We start from the raw sequence: 18,424 nt of genomic DNA on the forward strand, positions 1-18,424 counted from the left end.
ACCACGCGCACCGCGGAGCACACGCGGACCGGCACCGGCATGAGCGGCGAGCGGCCCGTCGACGTCGAGCCGGGTGAGTTCGAGCCGAGCGGGCGCTTCGGCGTACCGGGGCGGCCACTGCGGCGCAGCGCCTTCCTGGTCGGGTTTACCGGCGCGCTCGGCGTGCTGCTGGCGTACGCGTTGTTCCTGGGCATCCGCAACGCCGCCGGCATCCTGGTGCTCGTGGTGATCGCGCTGTTCCTCGCGGTCGGCCTGCACCCGGCGGTGGTCCGGCTGCGCAAGTGGGGCCTGCCGCGCGGGCTGGCGGTGGCGGTGGTGACGCTCACCGTGGTGCTGCTGATCGTCGCCGGCCTGCTGGCGCTGGTGCCGCCGGTGGTGACCCAGTCCGGCCAGTTCCTCCAGCAGCTACCCGGCTACGTCGAGGAGCTGCGCCGCAATCCCACTGTCAACGACCTGGTGATCCGGTACGACGTGATGGAGCGGGTCCAGGCGGCGGCGAACGCGGACACGATCGGGCGGGCGCTCGGCGGCGTGCTCGGCGGGGCACAACTGATCTTCGGGACGATCTTCCGCCTGCTCACGGTGCTGGTGCTGACGATCTACTTCCTGGCGTACTTCGACAAGCTGCGCGAACTCGGGTACGCGATGGTGCCGCGCTCGCGCCGGCAGCGGGTCCGGCTGATCGGCGACGAGATCCTCACCCGGGTCGGCGCGTACATGGTCGGCGCGCTCGCCATCGCAGTGCTGGCCGGGGTGACGACGTTCGTGTTCGCGCTGGCGGTCGGCCTGCCGTACCCGTTCGCCCTCGCCGTGGTGGTCGCGGTGACCGACCTGATCCCGCAGATCGGCGCGACACTCGGCGCGGTGGTGGTGACGCTCGTCGGGCTCGCCACGGACCTGCCGGTGGGCATCGCCTGCCTGGTGTTCTTCGTGCTCTACCAGCAGGTGGAGAACTACCTGATCTACCCGAAGATCATGCGCCGGGCGGTGTCGGTCAACGAGGTGGCGGCGTTGCTCGCCGCGCTGCTCGGGGTGGCGCTGCTGGGCGTGGTGGGCGCGCTCATCGCGATCCCCACCGTGGCCGCGTTGCAGCTGATCCTGCGCGAGGTGGTGCTACCCCGCCAGGACGCCCGCTGAGCGGTTACTCGGCGCGCCGCTGGGCCGGGCCGGGAACCGGGGTGTCCGCGAACGCGGCGACGGTGCGGTCGGCGTACGCGCTGACGTCGCCGGTCTCCATCGGGCCGTCCCAGGTGGTCGGCAGCGGCAGCGGTACGCCGGGGGCGACCCGCCGGACGATCTCGTCCAGCACCTTCTCCGCGTCGCCGACCCAGAGGTGCTTGGCGCCGTCCACGCCCACCACCTCGGCCTGCGGCACGGCGGTGAACCGCTCCCGGGCCTCCTCCGGGCGCAGGTAGTCGTCGAACTCGGGGACCAGCGCGGTGAGCGGCTTACCCGTCTCGGCCCAGACCCCCAGGTCCTCCGGCGCGGAGTAGCGCAGCGGCGGGGAGAGCAGGATCGCGCCGGCCACCGCCGGGTCGCAGCCGTACTTCAGCGCCAGGTCGGTGCCGAACGACCACCCGACCAGCCAGATGTTCGGCAGCTCGTGGAACTCGGCGTACTCGATCGCGGCGGCCACGTCGAACTTCTCGCCGACCGCGCCGTCGAACGTTCCCTCGCTGGTGCCGCGGACGCTGCTGGTCCCCCGGGTGTTGAACCGGAGCACTGCGAGGCCGGCCAGCGCGGGCAGCCGCCAGGCCGCCTTGCGGAACACGTGGCTGTCCATCATCCCGCCGTGGGTGGGCAGCGGGTGCAGGCAGACGAGCGTGGCGGCCGGTTCGCGGTCCAGCGGCCGGGCCAGCTCGCCGACGAGCGTCAGCCCGTCGGCGGTGTGCAGCTCGATGTCCTCCCGGCGACCGGGCAGGATCGACGACGCGCGAATCGGAGTGCTCACGCCTGCCAGTCTCCCGCGTCGGCGGCCCCGCCGCCCAGCGGGACGGGAACCGGGTGATCCAGATCGCTCAGCCGTAGCGCGGGGCGCCCCGGCCGCGCTGGAGGTTCGGCCCGCGCCGGTCCCGGGCCCGCCAGCAGCCGGAGTGCCAGTGCCGGCGGTCGGTCAGGTCACCCCGGTCGTCGGCCGGCCAGGCCACCAGATGTGCCACGCCGGGACGGATCTCCTGGTCACAGCCGGGACAGCGGTACGTCTTGACTGATGCCCCGCCGCTGATCGCGCGTACCTGCCAGTCGCCGTCGCGCCACTGCTGCACGGTCGGCACGCCGTGGCGGGCACGTTCGGCGTCCAGGCCGGGGTTCTCCTCCCGGCGAGGGCGGTTGCGACGAGGGCTCACGGTCACCAAGCGTACGGTCCGCCGGCCGGACCGGCCCGGGTCGGGCGGTCCGGCCGACGGGCGGCCGCTCAGTCCCAGGTCTCCGGACGGGTCGGGTCCGGCGCCACCTGCACGCCACCCAGCACGAGCGCCGCGTCGAGTTTGTCGAACCCCTGCTCCGGCCAGCCGTAATCGGCGAGCAGGCGCGACTTCGGCACGCCCAGCAGCTCGACCCGGCCCTGTTCCGGGTAGAGGTGGGCGGGCCGCCCGGCGATCGTCATGTTGCCGTCCACCGTGCGGGGCGAGATCTCGGCCGCGTACTGGTAGGAGACGCTCATCGTCCGGGTGGAGGTGCCGACGATGCCGAACCGGGCGGTCACCAGCCGCGGGAAGCCGGTCACGTCGACCCGGCAGCCGGCAACCCGGGCGCCGTCCGGCACGGTCGTGAGGCGGACGGGCGCACCGCAGCGGCGCGCCTCGGTCAGCCGCAACGCCTCCACCGCGACGGTCAGCGCCGTGTCCTGCGGCGCCCACACGCTGGCCCGCGCGTACAGGCCGGGGGCCGGCTTCCACTGCCGGACCTGGATCGGCAGCCCGTCGACGGTCGTGCTGCTGGTCCGGCCGTCGAACGCCGCTTCCTCGGCGAACATACTGATCTTGAAGGGCACCCCCTCGGCGCCGGACTCCCGTAGCGTCCGCGACGAGCGCGCCAGCTCGACGGTGACCTTTCGCCCGCCGCCGACGTCCAGCTGGGCGCTCTCCAGGCCCTGCGCCACCTCCCAGCGCAGGTAGCGGACCTTGGTGGTGTCGACGCCGAAGTGCAGCACTCCGGCATCGGTGCCGACGACCTCCGGCGCGGCCGCCGCTCCCGGCGCGGCCGGCATCAGCGGTGGCGCCGCCTCGGCCGGGATGGCCGGGGCAGCCGGGCCGGTGAACGGCCGGTCCAGGCCCGGCAGGGCCGGGACGACGGCGAGGCCGCCGAGCAGCGCGACCAGGGCGAGACCGCCACCGAGCACGGCCCGGCGACGGCGTAGCCGACGACGGCCACCCGTCACGGCCCCGGCGGTCAGCCGGTCGATGTCCACGTCTCCTTCGGCCTGCTCCCGCAGCACCGAGGCGATCCGCTGGTCGAGGTCGGTCACGGCCGGCTCCCCTTGGTCATCGGGACGCCGCAGCGCTCCCGGAGGTGGGCGAGCGCCCGCATCGCGTGGGTGCGGACGGTGACCGGGGAGCAGTCGAGGATCTGGGCGATCGTGGCGTCGTCGAGATCCTCGTAGTAGCGCAGCACCAGCACGGCGCGCTGGCGGTCCGGGAGGGCGCGGATCAGCCCCCACATCTCGTCCCGGTCCGCCGCCTCGCCACCGAGGTCGCCGCGCTGGGGCCGGTCGGCGAACGTGTCCACCGCCAGCTCGCGGTTGGACCGCCGCCGCCACCAGGACGTGTTCGCGTTGACGAGCATCCGGCGCACGTACACGTCGGGCCGGTCGGCCCGGGCGATCCTCCGCCAGTGCACGTACGCGCGGGCCAGCACGTCCTGCGTCAGGTCCTCGGCCCGGTGTGTGTCGCCGGTGAGCAGCCGGGCCAGGCGCAACAGCGCCGGGCCGCGGCTGCCGACGTACTCCTCGAATGTCACACCAGGAAGACGCCGTCACCGCCGCCGGGCGTTGACCGGATCAGCGCCGGGTGTGGTCGCGGAAGCCCCGGCCGGACTTGCGGCCCAGGTAGCCGGCCGTGACCAGGTGCTCCAGCAGCGGGGCCGGGGCGAAGCCGGGCTCGCGCAGCTCCAGGTACAGCTCCCGCTGGATGGCCAGCGAGACGTCCAGGCCGACCACGTCGAGCAGCTCGAACGGACCCATCGGGTAGCCGCAGCCCAGCTTCATCGCGTAGTCGATGTCGTCGGCGGTCGAGTAGCTGGCCTCCAGCATCTTCACCGCGTCGTTCAGGTACGGGAACAGCAGCGCGTTGACGATGAAGCCGGACCGGTCGCCGCAGACCACGCCGGTCTTGCCGAGCTTCGCGCAGACCGCGCGGGCGGTGGCCGACGTCTCGGCGGAGGTGCGGATGGTCTGCACGATCTCCACCAGCGGCATGATCGGCGCCGGGTTGAAGAAGTGCAGGCCGACCACGTCGGCCGGGCGCTGGGTCGCCATCGCCACGTCGATCACCGGCAGCGACGAGGTGGTGGTGGCGAGCACGACGCCCGGCTTGCAGATCTCGTCGAGGCTGGCGAACAGCGCCTTCTTGACGCTCAGCTCCTCGATCACGGCCTCCACCACCAGGTCGACGTCGGCCAGGTGCTCCAGCGTCGCGGACCAGGTGATCCGGCCCAGCGCGTCGTCCCGGTCGGTCTCGCTGAGCTTGCCCCGCACCACGCCCTTGTTCAGCGAGGTCTTGACCGCCTCGCAGACCTTCGCGGACTTCTCCGCGCCCCGGGTCACCGAGATGACCTCGTACCCGGCCTTGGCGAACACCTCGATGATGCCGGTGGCCATGGTGCCGGAGCCGACCACGCCGACCTTCGCGATGGCGCAGGCGCCGTCGGCGAGCGCGGCGTCCGCGGCGAGCGGCGTGTACTCGTCGGGTACGACCTTCGGCGAGCCCGGCCGCTCGTAGGTGTAGAAGCCGCGGCCGGACTTGCGGCCCAGCAGCCCGGCGGTGACCATCTGCTTGAGCAGCGGGGCGGGGGCGTGCCGCCGGTCCCGGCCGCCGCGCCGGTACATGGTGTCGAGGATCTCGTACGCGGTGTCCAGGCCGATCAGGTCCATCAGCGCCAGCGGGCCCATCGGCAGGCCGCAGCCGAGCTTCATGGCGGCGTCGATGTCCTCGCGGGTGGCGTAGCGGGCCTCGAACATGCCGACCGCGTGGTTCAGGTAGCCGAACAGCAGCGCGTTGGCGATGAAGCCGGCCCGGTCGCTGATCGTCACGTCGACCTTGCCGAGCCGCTCGCAGAGCGCCTCCACGTCGGCGACCACGTCGGCGGAGGTGACCACCGTGCGGACCACCTCGACCAGCTTCATCACCGGGGCCGGGTTGAAGAAGTGGATACCGATGACCTGGTTGGGCCGGGTGGTGGCGACGGAGATCTCGGTGACGCTCAGCGAGGACGTGTTGGTGGCCAGGATCGCCTCGGGCTTGCAGACCCGGTCCAGCTCGGCGAAGATCCGCTGCTTGAGGTCCAGGTGCTCGGGCACCGCCTCGATCACCAGGTCCACGTCGTGCAGAGCGTCCAGCCCGACCCGGAAGTCGACCCGCGCGAGCAGGGCGTCCCGCTCGGCCTCGGCGAGCTTGCCCTTGGCGACCGCCCGGTCGGTGGAGCCGGTGAGCGTGGCCCGGCCGCGTTCCAGCGCCGCGTCGGAGATCTCGACGGCTGTGACGTCGACGCCGTTGCGGGCGAACACCTCCACGATGCCGGCACCCATGGTGCCCAGACCCACCACGCCCACCCTGGTGAACTCCCGCGCCACGACCGGCCTCCCCTGGCTCGACTCCGCCGTCCGCGACATGAACGGCCGCTAAGGTTATGCGCCGGAGTCTGCCACGTGACGCTGTGTTGTCGAGACGCCGTGGGATATTTCACGCACCGCGCCTCACCCGGTGGCGTTCTCCCCGGCCAGCGCCAGCAGTTCGGCGACGAACTCCGCCGGCCGCTCCAGGTGCGGGCTGTGCCCGCAGCCGGGCAGCACCACCTCGCGGTACGTCCCGCCGGCCGCCGCGTACCGGTCCAGCACCGCGCGGGTCTGCCCCACCATCGGCTGCGGCGGGCACTCCGCCTCACCCGGCCAGCCGGGCACCACACCGAGCCGGCCGAGGTACGCCAGGTCGAACAGCGAGGTGTCCGAGACGATCACGTCGGCGTCCCCGCGTACCCAGGTCACCGGCGGCTTGACCGGCACGGCGACCAGTTCGTCGGCGAGCCGGAAGTGGGCCGGGGCCAGCGCGTTGAGGACGCCGCGCGGCCCGGCGGCGGTCCCCGGCCAGTGCGCCGAGGCGACGGCCGTGCCCGGGTAGTTGTCGTCGCCGGTGGCGGTGGTCAGCATGCTCTCCAGCAGCAGGTCCTCGTCGTCGCCGAGTGACGCCGGGTCGGCCACGTACGCGGCGCGCAGCACCGCCCGCGGGCTGGTCGGGCCGTCCGCGCTCCGGTCACCGGCGGCGAGCCGGGCCACGAAGTCGGGGTTCGCGCCGCCGGCGCCGGTGCCGGCGAAGTCGGGCGTGGTGGGGGTGCCGTCGAGGTCCCGGGTGCCGCCGAAGCCGTACGGGGACACCGGCGCCTCCAGCAGCAGCGCGGCCACCCGCTCGGGGTGGCCGACGAGCAGCCGCATCGCCACGCCGCCGCCCAGCGAGTGCCCGGCCACCACCGGCCGGGCGCCGGGCGCGAACAGCCCCGGGGCGTCCAGCAGCGCGGCCACGTCGTCGGCGAAGTCGTCGAGCCCTCGGGTGGCGTCGACCGGCGCGGTGTCGGTCTCGCCGTAGCCGCGCAGGTCGGGGGCGACCACCCGCAGCGTCTCCGGCAGCCGGGCGAGCAGCGGTTCCCAGAAGGCGGAGGAGGAGACGTTGCCGTGCACCAGCAGCACCGGTACGCCGTCCGGTGGACCGGCCACGCGGACCGCCTGGGTGATGCCGTTGGCCTGGACGGTGAGCCGTGCGCTGCGCATCCGCGCATGCTGGCACGGGCACCGGCCCCCGGTCCATGTGCCCCACCGACACACCGGCCCGCCGAGAGGTGGGCGCCGGACCACCCCGCCCCCTCACCGCGTCGATCATGAGGTTGACGGCGACATATCGGACGCAGAACACCGCCAACTTCATGATCGACCGGGCCTGGGAGCCCAACCCATCAGCGGCCCCGAGGGCCCGGCGGATGCCCGGAGGTCTAGCTGACGTCGGCCGGCTGCGCCTCGCGCGCCTCGATCGGCTGGCGCGGCCCGGGGACGGGCAGCGGCAGGGTGGGACGCTGGTCGCGGCGCAGCGCGCCGAAGCTCATCCCGACCGGGTCGGTCCGGGCCACGCCCGGGTCGTAGAGGCGCAGGTCGGTGCGGCCCAGCCGGACCACGTCGCCGTCGGCGATCGCCACGCTGCCGGTGACCCGGGTGTCGTTGAGCCAGGTGCCGTTGGTCGAGCCGAGGTCGGTGAGCATCACCCCCTCCGGGGTGGCCCGGACGGTGGCGTGCCGCCGGCTCAGGTGCGGGTCGGCGAGCACGATGTCGGCGGTCGGCGCACGGCCGATCACCTGCGCGTCCTGGCCGACCCGGAACGTGAGCCCCCGCATCGCCCCGCCCGACACCGTCAGCAACGGCATCAGCTCAGGATGCTCCTCCATGGACAGTCGACCTCCACCCCACATCGCCCCGCGGCGTCAGCCTGCCACCTCACCGTAGTGGCTTGCACCACCGCGCGGTCACCCCCGCGACCCCGGCCGGTCATCTCCCGTTCGCCGTTTCGGACGGCACTTCCGTCGATGCGACGGCTGATCGTCGGCGCAGCGTACGGCGCGTTCGACACCTACCGGCGAGTAATCCTCGGGTCTAGACTTCGGCCATGACCGCTGTACACGTGCCGGGCGCCCCGCTCATCTCCGAGGGTCTATTGGTCTCGACCAGCCCGGCCACCGGCGCCGAGGCAGGCAGATTCCCGCTGGCCGACGAGGCGGACGTGCGTGCCGCTGTCGACCGCGCCCGGGCGGCCGGCGACTGGTGGGCCGGGCTCGGCTTCGCCGGCCGGCGGGACCGCCTCCAGCGCTGGCGCGGCGTGCTCGCCCGGCGGATCGACGAGCTGGCCGACCTGATGCACACCGAGGGCGGCAAGCCGGTCGGTGACGCCGTGGTGGAGATCCTCACCGCGCTGGAGCACATCGACTGGGCGGCCCGCAACGCTCAGCGGGTGCTCGGGCCGCGCCGGGTCCGCTCCCGCCTGATCCTCGCCGAGTTCACCGGTCACCTCGAATACCAGCCGTACGGCGTGGTCGGCGTCATCGGCCCGTGGAACTACCCGGTCTTCACGCCGATCGGCTCCGCCGCGTACGCGCTCGCGGCCGGCAACGCCGTGGTGTTCAAGCCGAGCGAGTACACCCCGGCGGTCGGTCAGTGGCTGGTCGACCGGTTCGTCGAGGTGGTGCCGGAGCAGCCGGTGTTCCAGGCGGTGCACGGCTTCGGCGCGGTCGGTGCCGCGCTGTGCCGCTCCGGGGTCGGCAAGGTCGCGTTCACCGGCTCGACCGCCACCGCGAAGCGGGTGATGGCCGCCTGCGCCGAGTCGCTCACGCCGGTGCTGCTGGAGGCCGGCGGCAAGGACGCGATGATCGTGGACACGGACGCCGACCTGGACGCCGCGGCGGAGGCGTGCGTGTGGGGCGGGCTCACCAACGCCGGCCAGACGTGCATCGGCATCGAGCGGGTCTACGCGGTCGACCAGGTCTTCGACACCTTCGTGGAGAAGGTGGTGGCGAAGGCCGGGCGGCTCACTGTGGGCGCCGACGGGTCCGACCTCGGCCCGATCACCATGCCGTCGCAGATCGACATCATCCGCCGGCACATCGACGACGCGCTCAGCCGGGGCGGCCGGGCCGTGCTCGGCGGCCCGGAGGCGGTCCAGCCGCCGTACGTGCACCCGACGGTGCTCGTCGACGTGCCGGAGGACTCGGCCGCCGTGCAGGAGGAGACGTTCGGCCCGACGCTCGTGGTCAACCGCGTCCGCGACGTGGACGAGGCGGTCGAGCGGGCCAACGCGCTGCCGTACGGGCTCGGGGGTTCGGTCTTCGGCCGGGCGCGGGCGGTGGCGGTGGCGCGGCGGCTGCGTTCCGGGATGGCCTCGGTCAACTCGGCACTGACGTTCGCCGGGATGTCGACGCTGCCGTTCGGCGGCACCGGCGAGTCCGGCTTCGGCCGCATCCACGGCGAGGAGGGGCTGCGCGAGTTCGGCCGGCCCAAGTCGGTCACCCGCCGCCGGGCCCGGTCGCTGCTGCCGGCGATGACGTTCGAGCGCACCCCGGCCGACGTCGCCCGCCTGGTCAAGATCGCCAAGCTGATGTACGGCCGGGGCCGCTGAGGCGGCGCCTCAGAACAGCGTCAGCTCGTCGCGCTCGATGCCGCGCAGCTTGTCGTAGTCGACCACCACGCACCGGATCCCCCGGTCGGTGGCGAGCACCCGCGCCTGCGGCTTGATCTCCTGCGCGGCGAACACGCCGGCCACCGGCGCGAGCAGCGGATCGCGGTTCATCAGCTCCAGGTAGCGGGTGAGCTGCTCCACGCCGTCGATCTCGCCGCGCCGCTTCACCTCCACCGCCACCGCGCCGCCGACCGCGTCCCGGCAGAGCAGGTCGACCGGCCCGATCGCGGTCATGTACTCGCGCCGGACCAGCGTGTACCCCTCCCCCAGCGTCGCCGGGTTCGCGGCGAGCAGCTCCTGGAGGTGCGCCTCGACGCCGTCCTTGCGCAGGCCCGGGTCCACGCCCAGCTCGTACGAGGTGTCCTGGAAGATCTCCTCCAGGGTGATGCGCAGCTCCTCGCCGGCCTTGTTCACCACCCGCCAGACGCCGGGCGCCTCCTCCAGCCGGCAGGGCGGGCTCATCCAGTTCAACGGCTTGTAGGCCCGGTCGTCCGCATGGATCGACACCGACCCGTCCGCCTTCACCATGAGCAACCGGGTAGCCGGGGGCAGGTGGGCCGAGAGCCGTCCGACATAGTCCACCGAGCACTTCGCAATCACCAACCGCACCCGCCGAGGGTAGCCGAGGCCCCGGCGGACGCCGACGAGCGCCACTGGCGTACCGGTGCCATATTGAGATCGTGCTCGAAGTCCTCACCGGTTCCGGCCTGGCCGCCTCGGCGGGCCTGAACGCCTACATCCCGCTGCTGCTGATGGGGCTGCTGTCCCGCTACACCGATCTGGTCGAGCTGCCGAGCGGCTGGCAGTGGCTCGGCAACGGCTGGGTGGTGCTGATCCTCGCCGTGCTGCTCGCGGTCGAGGTGGTGGCCGACAAGGTGCCAGTGGTCGACCACGTCAACGACGTGGTGCAGACGGTGGTCCGGCCGACCGCGGGCGGGCTCGCGTTCGGCGCGGGCGCCGGCTCGGAGACGGTCACCGTGAGCGACCCGGACACGTTCTTCTCCACCCATCAGTGGGTGCCGGTGGTGGTCGGCGTGCTGATCGCGCTCGGCGTACACCTGCTCAAGGCCGCCGCGCGGCCGGTCATCAACGCGACCACGGCCGGGGTGGGCGCGCCGGTGGCCAGCACCGCCGAGGACGCGACGAGCGTGGTCATGTCGGTGGTGGCGCTGCTGCTGCCGGTGCTGGTGCTGGTGTTCCTGGTCGCCCTGGTGTTCTTCGTACCGTGGCTGTTCCGCCGCCGCCGGGAGCGGCGCCGCGAGCGCGCCGCGGCCCGCGCGGCCGGCTTCCGCGTCTGACCCGCACCGACTCCCGAAACCCCTAAAATCGGGTCAAGAAACCCAAGGAGGTACGGGAGATGACCGCGTCGTTGGAGATGCCCCGGGTCCAGGAGTGCGCCGTCCGGTCCTGCGCCTACAACCACACGAACGACTGCCACGCGTTCGCCATCACGATCGGCAGCAGCGACCACGCGCACTGCCACACGTTCGTGGAGATGCCGGTGCGCGGCGGCCTCGACCAGTTGGTCGCGCAGGTGGGCGCGTGCTCGCGCGCCGACTGCCGGCACAACGCCGACCTGGAGTGTCACGCCCCGGCCATCACCGTCGGCCCCGACATGGACATGGCCGACTGCATGACCTACGAGAGCCGCTGACCCACCCGCGCGGACGCGGCGCCTGCTTGCGGGCGCCGCTTTCGCGCGCGGTTGTTAAGAAGGGGCCCCTTGCCTACCGGAGGCGTTAATAAGGGGCCCTTCCTTTCACGACAGGGTGTTCGCCTCGCGGATCACTGTGACCAGCTCGTCGATGATGCCGGTGAGCGCGAAGTCCTTCGGCGTGAACACCCGGGCCACCCCGGCGGCCCGCAGCGCCTCGGCGTCGGCGGCCGGGATGATCCCGCCCACCACCACCGGCAGGTCGCCCCGCCCGGCCGCGCGCAGCCCGTCCAGCACCGCCGGCACGGCGGCCAGGTGCGAGCCGGAGAGCACGGAGAGGCCGACCAGGTCGACGTCCTCCTCCACCGCGGCCGCCACGATCTGCCCGGCGGTCAGGCGGATGCCCTGGTAGACCACCTCGAAGCCGGCGTCGCGGGCGCGTACCGCGATCTGCTCCGCGCCGTTGGAGTGCCCGTCCAGCCCCGGCTTGCCGACCAGCAGCCGCAGCCGCCCGCTGCCCAGCTCCCGGGCGGTCGCGACGACCCGCTCCCGCACCCCGGCGAGGGTCGCGTCACCGGCTGTGCCGACCGCCCCGGCCAGGCCGGTCGGCGCGCGGTACTCGCCGTACACCCGGCGCAGCGCGCCCGCCCACTCGCCGGTGGTGACACCGGCCCTGACACATCCGAGCGTCGCCGGCATCAGGTTCGCCGTGGTGGCGGCATCGGCGCGCAGCCGGTCCAGCGCCGCCTCGACCGCCGCCGCGTCCCGGTCGGCCCGCCACCGGCGTACGCCGTCGGTGGCCGCCTCCTCGACGGCCGGGTCCACCTGCTCGATCGCCTCCGCGCCGGCCGCTGTGAGCGGCGACGGCTCGGTCTCGGTGAACCGGTTGACGCCGACCACCACGTCCGAGCCGGACTCCATCCGGCGGCGCCGGTCGGCGAGCGAGGCCACCAGCGCGCTCTTGAGGTAGCCGGACTCGACGGCCGTGACCACGCCGCCCATCTCCAGCACCTTCTCCAGCTCGACCCGGGCACCGGAGACGATCTCGTCGACCAGCGCGGTCATCACGTGCGAGCCGGCGAACAGGTCCGGATACTCCAGCAGGTCCGACTCGTACGCCAGCACCTGCTGCATGCGCAGCGACCACTGCTGGTCCCACGGGCGGGGCAGGCCCAGCGCCTCGTTCCAGGCGGGCAGCTGCACCGCGCGGGCACGGGCGTCGCGGGACAGCGTGACGCCGAGCATCTCCAGCACGATCCGCTGGATGTTGTTCTCCGGCTGCGCCTCGGTCAGGCCCAGCGAGTTGACCTGGACGCCGTAGCGGAACCGGCGCTGCTTCGGGTTCTCCACGCCGTAGCGGTCGCGGGTGATCTCGTCCCAGAGCGCGCCGAACGCGCGCATCTTGGCGATCTCCTCGACGAAGCGCACCCCGGCGTTGACGAAGAACGAGATCCGCTGGACGACGTCGCCCATCCGCTCGGGCGGCACCTGACCGGAGTCGCGCACGGTGTCCAGCACGGCGACGGCGGTGGCCAGCGCGAAGCCGACCTCCTGCACCGGCGTCGCGCCGGCCTCCTGGAGGTGGTACGAGCAGATGTTCACCGGGTTCCACCGGGGCATCTCGCGCAGCGTGTACGCGATCACGTCGGCGGTCAGCCGCAGCGAGGCCGCCGGCGGGAAGATGTACGTCCCCCGGGACAGGTACTCCTTGATGATGTCGTTCTGCGTGGTGCCGGCGCAGCGGCTCAGCTCCGCGCCCTGCTCGGCGGCGACGGTGCCGTAGAGGCCGAGCAGCCACATCGCCGGGGCGTTGATGGTCATCGAGGTGTTCATCTCGGCCAGCGGGATGCCCTCGAACAGCGCCCGCATGTCACCCAGGTGCGCCACCGGCACGCCGACCCGGCCCACCTCGCCGGCGGCCAGCTCGTGGTCCGGGTCGTACCCGGTCTGGGTGGGCAGGTCGAAGGCGACCGACAGGCCGGTCTGCCCCTTCGCCAGGTTGCGGCGGAAGAGCGCGTTGGTGGCCGCGGCGGAGGAGTGCCCGGCGTACGTGCGCATCACCCACGGGCGGTCCCGCTCGGGCAGCCGTCCCGGCATCGCGTCGTCCATGGCCGGAGTTTAAGTTACCGTTCAGTAAAAGGGAGTGTGGAAAACCACACAACCCGATGCCCGCACCGGTGGGCCGGCGGGCGGTCGGCCCACCGTACGGGTCATTCGCTGCGGGCGGTCTCCGGGCCGGTGATCCGTTCCAGCAGCGGCAGGGTGGCGGCGACGACCGCGAGGCAGCCCAGGACGCCGAGGGCCGTCACCGCGGCGAACCCTATCCCCGGCAGGCGCAGGTCGTACTGCATCTGCGCGCGCAGGAACAACTGTGCGGCGACCAGTCCCATCCCGACCGCGACCACGGCGACGGTCAGCAGCGGCACCACGCTCTCCACTGCTACCACCCGGCGCAGCAGCCGTACCGGGGCGCCGCTGAGCCGGAGCAGGCTGAACGGCCGCTTCCGTTCACTGAGGCCGGCCGCCACTGCGACGGCCAGGCTGCATCCGGCGAGCACGAGACCGGCCACCACGACGATGTCGGCCAGCCGCTGCCAGCCCCGCATGGTGTCGGCGAAGTCGGCCTCGAAGTCGCCTGGCACGTTCGGCGCCACGAAGAAGGCGGGGAACGCCGCTTCGAGGACCGTCCGGGCCCGCTCCACAGCGACCGGGTCCGCCGCCTCGACCGCCACCGAGCCCGCCGGGAGCCCCGCGAGGGCCGCCGGGTCCACCGGGGACGACGGCCAGATCCGGTCGGCCGAGGCGGCCCCCCGCCAGGGGATCAGGTCCGGCGGCACCTCGGCGACGCTCGCCCCCGGAGCGCACCGTCCGTAGGCGGGCGGGATGTCCGCGCAGGCGATCACGCCGAAGTCGCGGCCGTTCTCGCGTACCGGGTTCTCCCGCACGAGCACCGGGTTGCGGACGCCGGGAATCGCCGCCAGGTCGGCCGGCAGCGTGCCGGGTACCGGCGGGTCGTCCGTCAGCACCATCGACAGCCGGCCGGCCTCCAGGGAACCCCGGGGTGCGGGACCGCGCTCGTACGTGATCGTCCCCATCACCCCGACCGCCACCGTCGTGACGAACAGCGCGAGCATCACCCCGCCCACCGCGCGGAACCCGGCGGCCGGATTGTCGGCGAGCCGGCGCGCGGCGATGAGCGCGGCGGGCCGGCCGGCGCGAGCGGCCATCGCCCGGGCGCCGACCATGGTCAGCCACGGCCCGCCCGCGATCAGCCCGACCATGACCAGCAACAGCGCGGGCAGGAACAGCGCGGTCTGACCGTCCGAGGTGGGCGGCCGGTACACCAGGGCGAAGCCCAGCCCGGCCAGGCCGAGCGCGAGCGGGATCAGCCGGTACGCACGGGGCGGCCGGGGCGTGACCCGGCGGGTGACGCCGAGCGGGGAGATCCGGACCCGGCGCAGCGCGATCCAGGCCGCGGCCGCCGCGCCCGCCGGCACGCCCACCGCCACCACGAGGGCCTCCGGCGCCCCGACGGCCATGTCCTCCGGGAAGAACGGCATGCCGGTGAACGGGATGCCGGCGAGCTGCCCGCGGAGCGCGAAGAACACCGCGAAGCCGACCGCCGCCCCGGCCGCCGCCGCGAGCGCGGCCTCGACGGCCGCGATGGCCGAGATCTGCCGGGGCGTGGCACCGACCAGCCGCATGGCGGCGAACCGCTGCTCCCGGCGGGCGGCGCCGAGCCGGGTCGCCGTGCCGATGAAGACGAGTACGGGGAACAGCAGGCCGCCCGCCACCACGCCGAGGATGAGGTCGACCGTGGCCCCGGGCAGCGGAGCGCTGTTGCCGTCGAGCCGGGTGACCTTCCGGACCTGGTCGAGCCCGCCCACCTGCTCCGGCGTGCCGCCGACCAGGACGAGCAGGGTGTCCGGCGAGGTGAGCGCCGCCGGCCCGACGGCGCCGAGGTCCCGGCCCGGATAGCGGTCGGCGAGCTGGTCGGCGGGGACGGTCGCCAGCAGCTTCCGCAGCGCCGGGGAGGCGTAGAACTCCCCAGGCCCCGGGGCTCGGGGAACACCGACCGGCGTGGGCGCGTCCGGGCCGGTCGCGGCGACGTCGACGCGGATGATCTGGTCGCCCCGGAAGTAGTCGGTCCGGGTGGACCACAGCAGCGGGTCGGCGGCCCCGTCGGCCGTCTCCTGCGGGTACATCGACGCGTACCGGGTGAGCTGGGCGTCGGCGGCGTGCACACCGGCGAGCGTGGTGAGCAGCAGCCCGGTGCCCACAGCGACGGCGGCGGCGATGGCGACCAGCCGGACCAGCGCCTCCCGCCCACCGGCGACGGCGAGCCGGAGCGCGAGCCCGATCACGAGACGACCCCGGCGGGGGCGTTGACCCGGCCGTCGCGCACCATGACCTCGCGGTCGGCGTACGCGGCGATGCGCGCCTCGTGCGTCACCAGGACGACAGTGGTGCCACGCTCGCGGGCGGCGTCCACGAGCAGCGTCATCACCTCCTCGCCGGTGAGCGAGTCGAGCGCGCCGGTGGGCTCGTCGGCGAACAGCAGACGGGGCTCGGCGACCAGACCGCGGGCCAGCGCGACCCGCTGGGCCTGCCCGCCGGACAGTTCGCCGGACCGGCGGTGCTCCAGGCCGGCCAGGCCGAGCCGCTCGAACCAGCCCCGGGCGGCGCGCAGCGCCGGAGTGCGGCGGACGCCGCGCAGCAGCAGTGGCAACGCCACGTTCTCCGCCGCGGTGAGTTCCGGCACGAGCTGCCCGAACTGGAAGACGAAGCCGAAGCTGTCGCGGCGCAGCGTGCTGCGGTCGGCCTCGCCGAGGGTGTCGATCCGGGTGCCGTCGAACCGGACCTCGCCGGAGTCGGGGCGCAGGATGCCGGCCAGGCAGTGCAGCAGCGTCGACTTGCCGGAGCCGCTCGGTCCCATCACGGCGACGACCTCACCGGCCGACACGGCGAGGCTCGCGCCGCGCAGGGCGGGTGTCTCGCCGAACGCGTACGTGACGTCCCGGGCCTCGATCATCGGGCTCATGGCCGAACCGCCTTTCTCAGGGCGTCCAGCCGGGCGCCCGTCGTCTCGATCCACCGCAGGTCCGCCTCCAGGTGGTAGAGGCCGTGGTCGGCGAGCATCACGTCGACGAGTTCGCCGCTGCGTTTGATCTCGGTGAGTTCGCGCATCCGGCGCAGGTGGGCGGCGCGCTGGGTGTCCAGGTACTCCTCGGCCGGGCGGTCGAGCATCAGCGCGAGCACGACCTTGGTGAACAACAGGGTCTGGAGGTGCGGTTCCGGCTCGACCGGCTCGGTCAGCCAGTGCTCGACCTCGGTGGCGCCCCGGTCGGTGATGACGTAGCGCTTGCGGTCCGGCCCGGCGCCGGGAGCGACGTCACCGACCACCACCTTGCCGTCGCGGGCCAGCCGGCTCAGCGTCGAGTAGACCTGCCCGTACGGCAGCGGCTTGCCGCGCCCGAAGAAGGTGTCGTAGTCGCGCTTGAGGTCGTAGCCGTGGCTCGGTTCGCGTTCGAGCAGCCCGAGCAGGGTCAGGGGAACCGTCATGACCAGAGACTACACTGAGTGTATACCCCGCGTATATAGCTGACCCGGCAGTGGAACGGGCGACCGCACGACGCACACTTGACGTCATGGAGAACGAGCTCGCGATTTCCGTGCGAGGGCTGCGCAAGGCGTACGGCGACAACGTCGCGGTCGCGTCGGTGGACCTGGACGTCCGCCGGGGCGAGGTGTTCGCTCTGCTCGGTCCCAACGGCGCCGGCAAGACCACCACGGTCGAGATCCTGGAGGGCTACCGGCAGCGCGACGCCGGCGAGGTACGCGTCCTCGGCGCCGACCCCGCCCACCCCGACGCCGGCTGGCGCTCCCGCGTCGGCATCGTGCTCCAGGGCACCGGCGAGTTCGACGAGCTCACAGTCGGCGAGGTGGTCCGCCACTTCTCCGGCTTCTATCCCGACGCCGACGACCCGGACAAGGTGGTCGAGCGGGTCGGGCTGGGGGCCAAGGCCAAGGCGCGTACGCACACGCTCTCCGGCGGGCAGAAGCGCCGCCTCGACGTGGCGCTGGGCATCATCGGCCGCCCCGAGCTGCTCTTCCTCGACGAGCCGACCACCGGCTTCGACCCGGAGGCCCGGCGCGAGTTCTGGGAGCTGATCCGGGACCTGTCCGCCGCGGGCACCACGATCGTGCTCACCACCCACTACCTGGACGAGGCCGAGGCGCTCGCCGACCGGGTCGGCGTGATCGCCGCCGGACGGGTGATCGAGGTCGCCCCGCCGAACGCGCTGGGCAACCGGCAGGAGTCGCTCGCGACCGTCTCCTGGCGTACCCCCGACGGGACGCCGGCCTCGGCGGAGACCGCGACGCCGACGGCGCTGGTGGCCGACCTGGCCGCGCGCTTCGGCGGCGAGGTGCCCGGCCTGACGGTGACCCGGCCGACCCTGGAAGACGTCTACCTGCGGATGATCGGACACTCATGACCACCACGACGAAGCCGGCGGCCCCGGTCGCCGCCACCTCCGCCCGGCGGTCCGGGGCGGGCGCGCTGGCACTGCGTCAGGGGCGGCTGGAGATCACCCAGTTCCTGCGCAGCCGGGAGTCCGTCGTGTTCACGATGGGCTTCCCGATCATCATGATCCTGATCTTCGCGGCGATCTTCAGCGACGAGATCGCGCCCGGGGTCAGCTACACCCAGTACTTCATCACCGGCATGATCGCGACCGGCCTGATGACCGTGAGCTTCCAGAACCTCGGCATCTGGATCCCGATCGAGCGGGACCGGGGCGTGCTCAAGCGCTACCGCGGCACGCCGATGCCGAAATGGGTCTGGTTCGCCGGCAAGGTGATCATGGTGGTGGTCATCGGCATCGCCGAGACCGCGCTGCTGCTCGCCGTCTCGGTGGCGATGTTCGACCTGCAACTGCCGCAGACCACCGGCAAGTGGCTGACGTTCGCCTGGGTCGCTGTCCTCGGCGTCACCGCCTGCACGCTGTGCGGTATCGCCATCTCGTCGCTGGCCCGCACCGCCCGCAGCGGCTCGGCCGTGGTCACCCCGGTCGCGCTGGTGCTCCAGTTCATCTCCGGCGTGTTCTTCGTCTTCACCAGCCTGCCCACCTGGATGCAGCAGGTCGCGGCGATCTTCCCGCTCAAGTGGATGTGCCAGGGGCTGCGCTCGGTCTTCCTGCCGGACAGCTTCGGCGCCCGGGAGCCGGGCGGCTCGTTCGAGCTGGGCACCGTCGCGCTGGTGCTGGGCGCCTGGTGCGTCATCGGCCTGGTGCTGTGCCTGACCACGTTCCGCTGGACCACCAAGCGCGACGGCTGAGGTGTAAGG

General features: G+C 73.2%; 18 protein-coding genes. 6 read left to right on the top strand and 12 right to left on the bottom strand.

Features of this window, described 5'->3' with window-relative positions:
• Positions 1 to 39 precede the first annotated feature (39 nt).
• On the top strand, positions 40 to 1,137 hold the full coding sequence (locus FB455_RS08985) for an AI-2E family transporter (RefSeq protein WP_174361816.1): 1,098 nt from the start codon (positions 40 to 42) through the stop codon (positions 1,135 to 1,137).
• 4 nt (positions 1,138 to 1,141) lie between these two features.
• Here FB455_RS08985 and FB455_RS08990 read toward each other — a convergent pair whose 3' ends face one another.
• The 7 genes from FB455_RS08990 to FB455_RS09020 form a co-directional block, all read right to left on the bottom strand.
• A complete protein-coding gene (locus FB455_RS08990; RefSeq protein WP_013288227.1) occupies positions 1,142 to 1,951 on the bottom strand; it encodes an alpha/beta hydrolase in 810 nt (269 codons plus the stop codon).
• A gap of 67 nt (positions 1,952 to 2,018) precedes the next feature.
• Positions 2,019 to 2,351 (bottom strand): hypothetical protein, encoded by a 333-nt coding sequence (locus tag FB455_RS08995; RefSeq protein ID WP_013288228.1) that lies wholly within the window; start codon positions 2,349 to 2,351, stop codon positions 2,019 to 2,021.
• Positions 2,352 to 2,413: 62 nt separating this feature from the next.
• On the bottom strand, positions 2,414 to 3,466 hold the full coding sequence (locus FB455_RS09000) for a hypothetical protein (protein WP_013288229.1): 1,053 nt from the start codon (positions 3,464 to 3,466) through the stop codon (positions 2,414 to 2,416).
• Positions 3,463 to 3,957, bottom strand: coding sequence for a SigE family RNA polymerase sigma factor (locus tag FB455_RS09005; RefSeq protein ID WP_013288230.1), 495 nt, complete (start codon positions 3,955 to 3,957; stop codon positions 3,463 to 3,465). Before FB455_RS09005 ends, FB455_RS09000 begins: the two co-directional genes overlap by 4 nt.
• A gap of 40 nt (positions 3,958 to 3,997) precedes the next feature.
• Positions 3,998 to 5,788: a 3-hydroxyacyl-CoA dehydrogenase family protein gene (locus FB455_RS09010; RefSeq protein WP_013288231.1), complete on the bottom strand. Its 1,791-nt coding sequence runs from the start codon at positions 5,786 to 5,788 to the stop codon at positions 3,998 to 4,000.
• Between the two features lie 123 nt (positions 5,789 to 5,911).
• Positions 5,912 to 6,976: an alpha/beta fold hydrolase gene (locus tag FB455_RS09015; protein WP_013288232.1), complete on the bottom strand. Its 1,065-nt coding sequence runs from the start codon at positions 6,974 to 6,976 to the stop codon at positions 5,912 to 5,914.
• 218 nt (positions 6,977 to 7,194) lie between these two features.
• The gene (locus FB455_RS09020; protein ID WP_013288233.1) at positions 7,195 to 7,641 is read right to left on the bottom strand and encodes an FHA domain-containing protein; all 447 of its coding nucleotides are present in this window, start codon (positions 7,639 to 7,641) and stop codon (positions 7,195 to 7,197) included.
• A 218-nt stretch (positions 7,642 to 7,859) separates the two neighbouring features.
• Here FB455_RS09020 and FB455_RS09025 point away from each other — a divergent pair, with 218 nt between their 5' ends.
• The gene (locus FB455_RS09025; protein WP_013288234.1) at positions 7,860 to 9,362 is read left to right on the top strand and encodes an aldehyde dehydrogenase family protein; all 1,503 of its coding nucleotides are present in this window, start codon (positions 7,860 to 7,862) and stop codon (positions 9,360 to 9,362) included.
• Between the two features lie 9 nt (positions 9,363 to 9,371).
• On the opposite strand, the gene nucS is transcribed toward FB455_RS09025, so the two are convergent.
• Positions 9,372 to 10,031 carry an endonuclease NucS gene (gene nucS / locus FB455_RS09030; protein ID WP_030271426.1) on the bottom strand — a complete coding sequence of 220 codons (660 nt, stop codon included), beginning with the start codon at positions 10,029 to 10,031 and terminating at the stop codon, positions 9,372 to 9,374.
• A 71-nt stretch (positions 10,032 to 10,102) separates the two neighbouring features.
• Between nucS and FB455_RS09035 the strand changes: the two genes are divergently transcribed.
• A complete protein-coding gene (locus tag FB455_RS09035; protein ID WP_013288236.1) occupies positions 10,103 to 10,720 on the top strand; it encodes a DUF4126 domain-containing protein in 618 nt (205 codons plus the stop codon).
• Between the two features lie 59 nt (positions 10,721 to 10,779).
• Complete coding sequence (locus FB455_RS09040; RefSeq protein ID WP_013288237.1) at positions 10,780 to 11,076, top strand: DUF1540 domain-containing protein; 297 nt, start codon at positions 10,780 to 10,782, stop codon at positions 11,074 to 11,076.
• A gap of 105 nt (positions 11,077 to 11,181) precedes the next feature.
• Here FB455_RS09040 and FB455_RS09045 read toward each other — a convergent pair whose 3' ends face one another.
• The 4 genes from FB455_RS09045 to FB455_RS09060 form a co-directional block, all read right to left on the bottom strand.
• Positions 11,182 to 13,185 (bottom strand): protein meaA, encoded by a 2,004-nt coding sequence (locus tag FB455_RS09045; RefSeq protein WP_041799108.1) that lies wholly within the window; start codon positions 13,183 to 13,185, stop codon positions 11,182 to 11,184.
• Between the two features lie 101 nt (positions 13,186 to 13,286).
• The gene (locus tag FB455_RS09050; protein WP_013288239.1) at positions 13,287 to 15,440 is read right to left on the bottom strand and encodes an FtsX-like permease family protein; all 2,154 of its coding nucleotides are present in this window, start codon (positions 15,438 to 15,440) and stop codon (positions 13,287 to 13,289) included.
• On the bottom strand, positions 15,437 to 16,117 hold the full coding sequence (locus tag FB455_RS09055) for an ABC transporter ATP-binding protein (RefSeq protein ID WP_013288240.1): 681 nt from the start codon (positions 16,115 to 16,117) through the stop codon (positions 15,437 to 15,439). The genes FB455_RS09050 and FB455_RS09055 overlap by 4 nt, the downstream gene beginning before the upstream one ends.
• On the bottom strand, positions 16,114 to 16,638 hold the full coding sequence (locus FB455_RS09060) for a PadR family transcriptional regulator (RefSeq protein WP_013288241.1): 525 nt from the start codon (positions 16,636 to 16,638) through the stop codon (positions 16,114 to 16,116). The genes FB455_RS09055 and FB455_RS09060 overlap by 4 nt, the downstream gene beginning before the upstream one ends.
• A gap of 86 nt (positions 16,639 to 16,724) precedes the next feature.
• On the opposite strand from FB455_RS09060, the gene FB455_RS09065 reads away from it, so the two are divergent.
• Positions 16,725 to 17,573 carry an ABC transporter ATP-binding protein gene (locus FB455_RS09065; protein ID WP_013288242.1) on the top strand — a complete coding sequence of 283 codons (849 nt, stop codon included), beginning with the start codon at positions 16,725 to 16,727 and terminating at the stop codon, positions 17,571 to 17,573.
• Positions 17,570 to 18,415, top strand: a complete 846-nt coding sequence (locus FB455_RS09070) for an ABC transporter permease (protein WP_013288243.1) — start codon at positions 17,570 to 17,572, stop codon at positions 18,413 to 18,415. Before FB455_RS09065 ends, FB455_RS09070 begins: the two co-directional genes overlap by 4 nt.
• Positions 18,416 to 18,424 lie beyond the last annotated feature (9 nt).

This window comes from Micromonospora sp. CNZ296 (assembly GCF_007827635.1).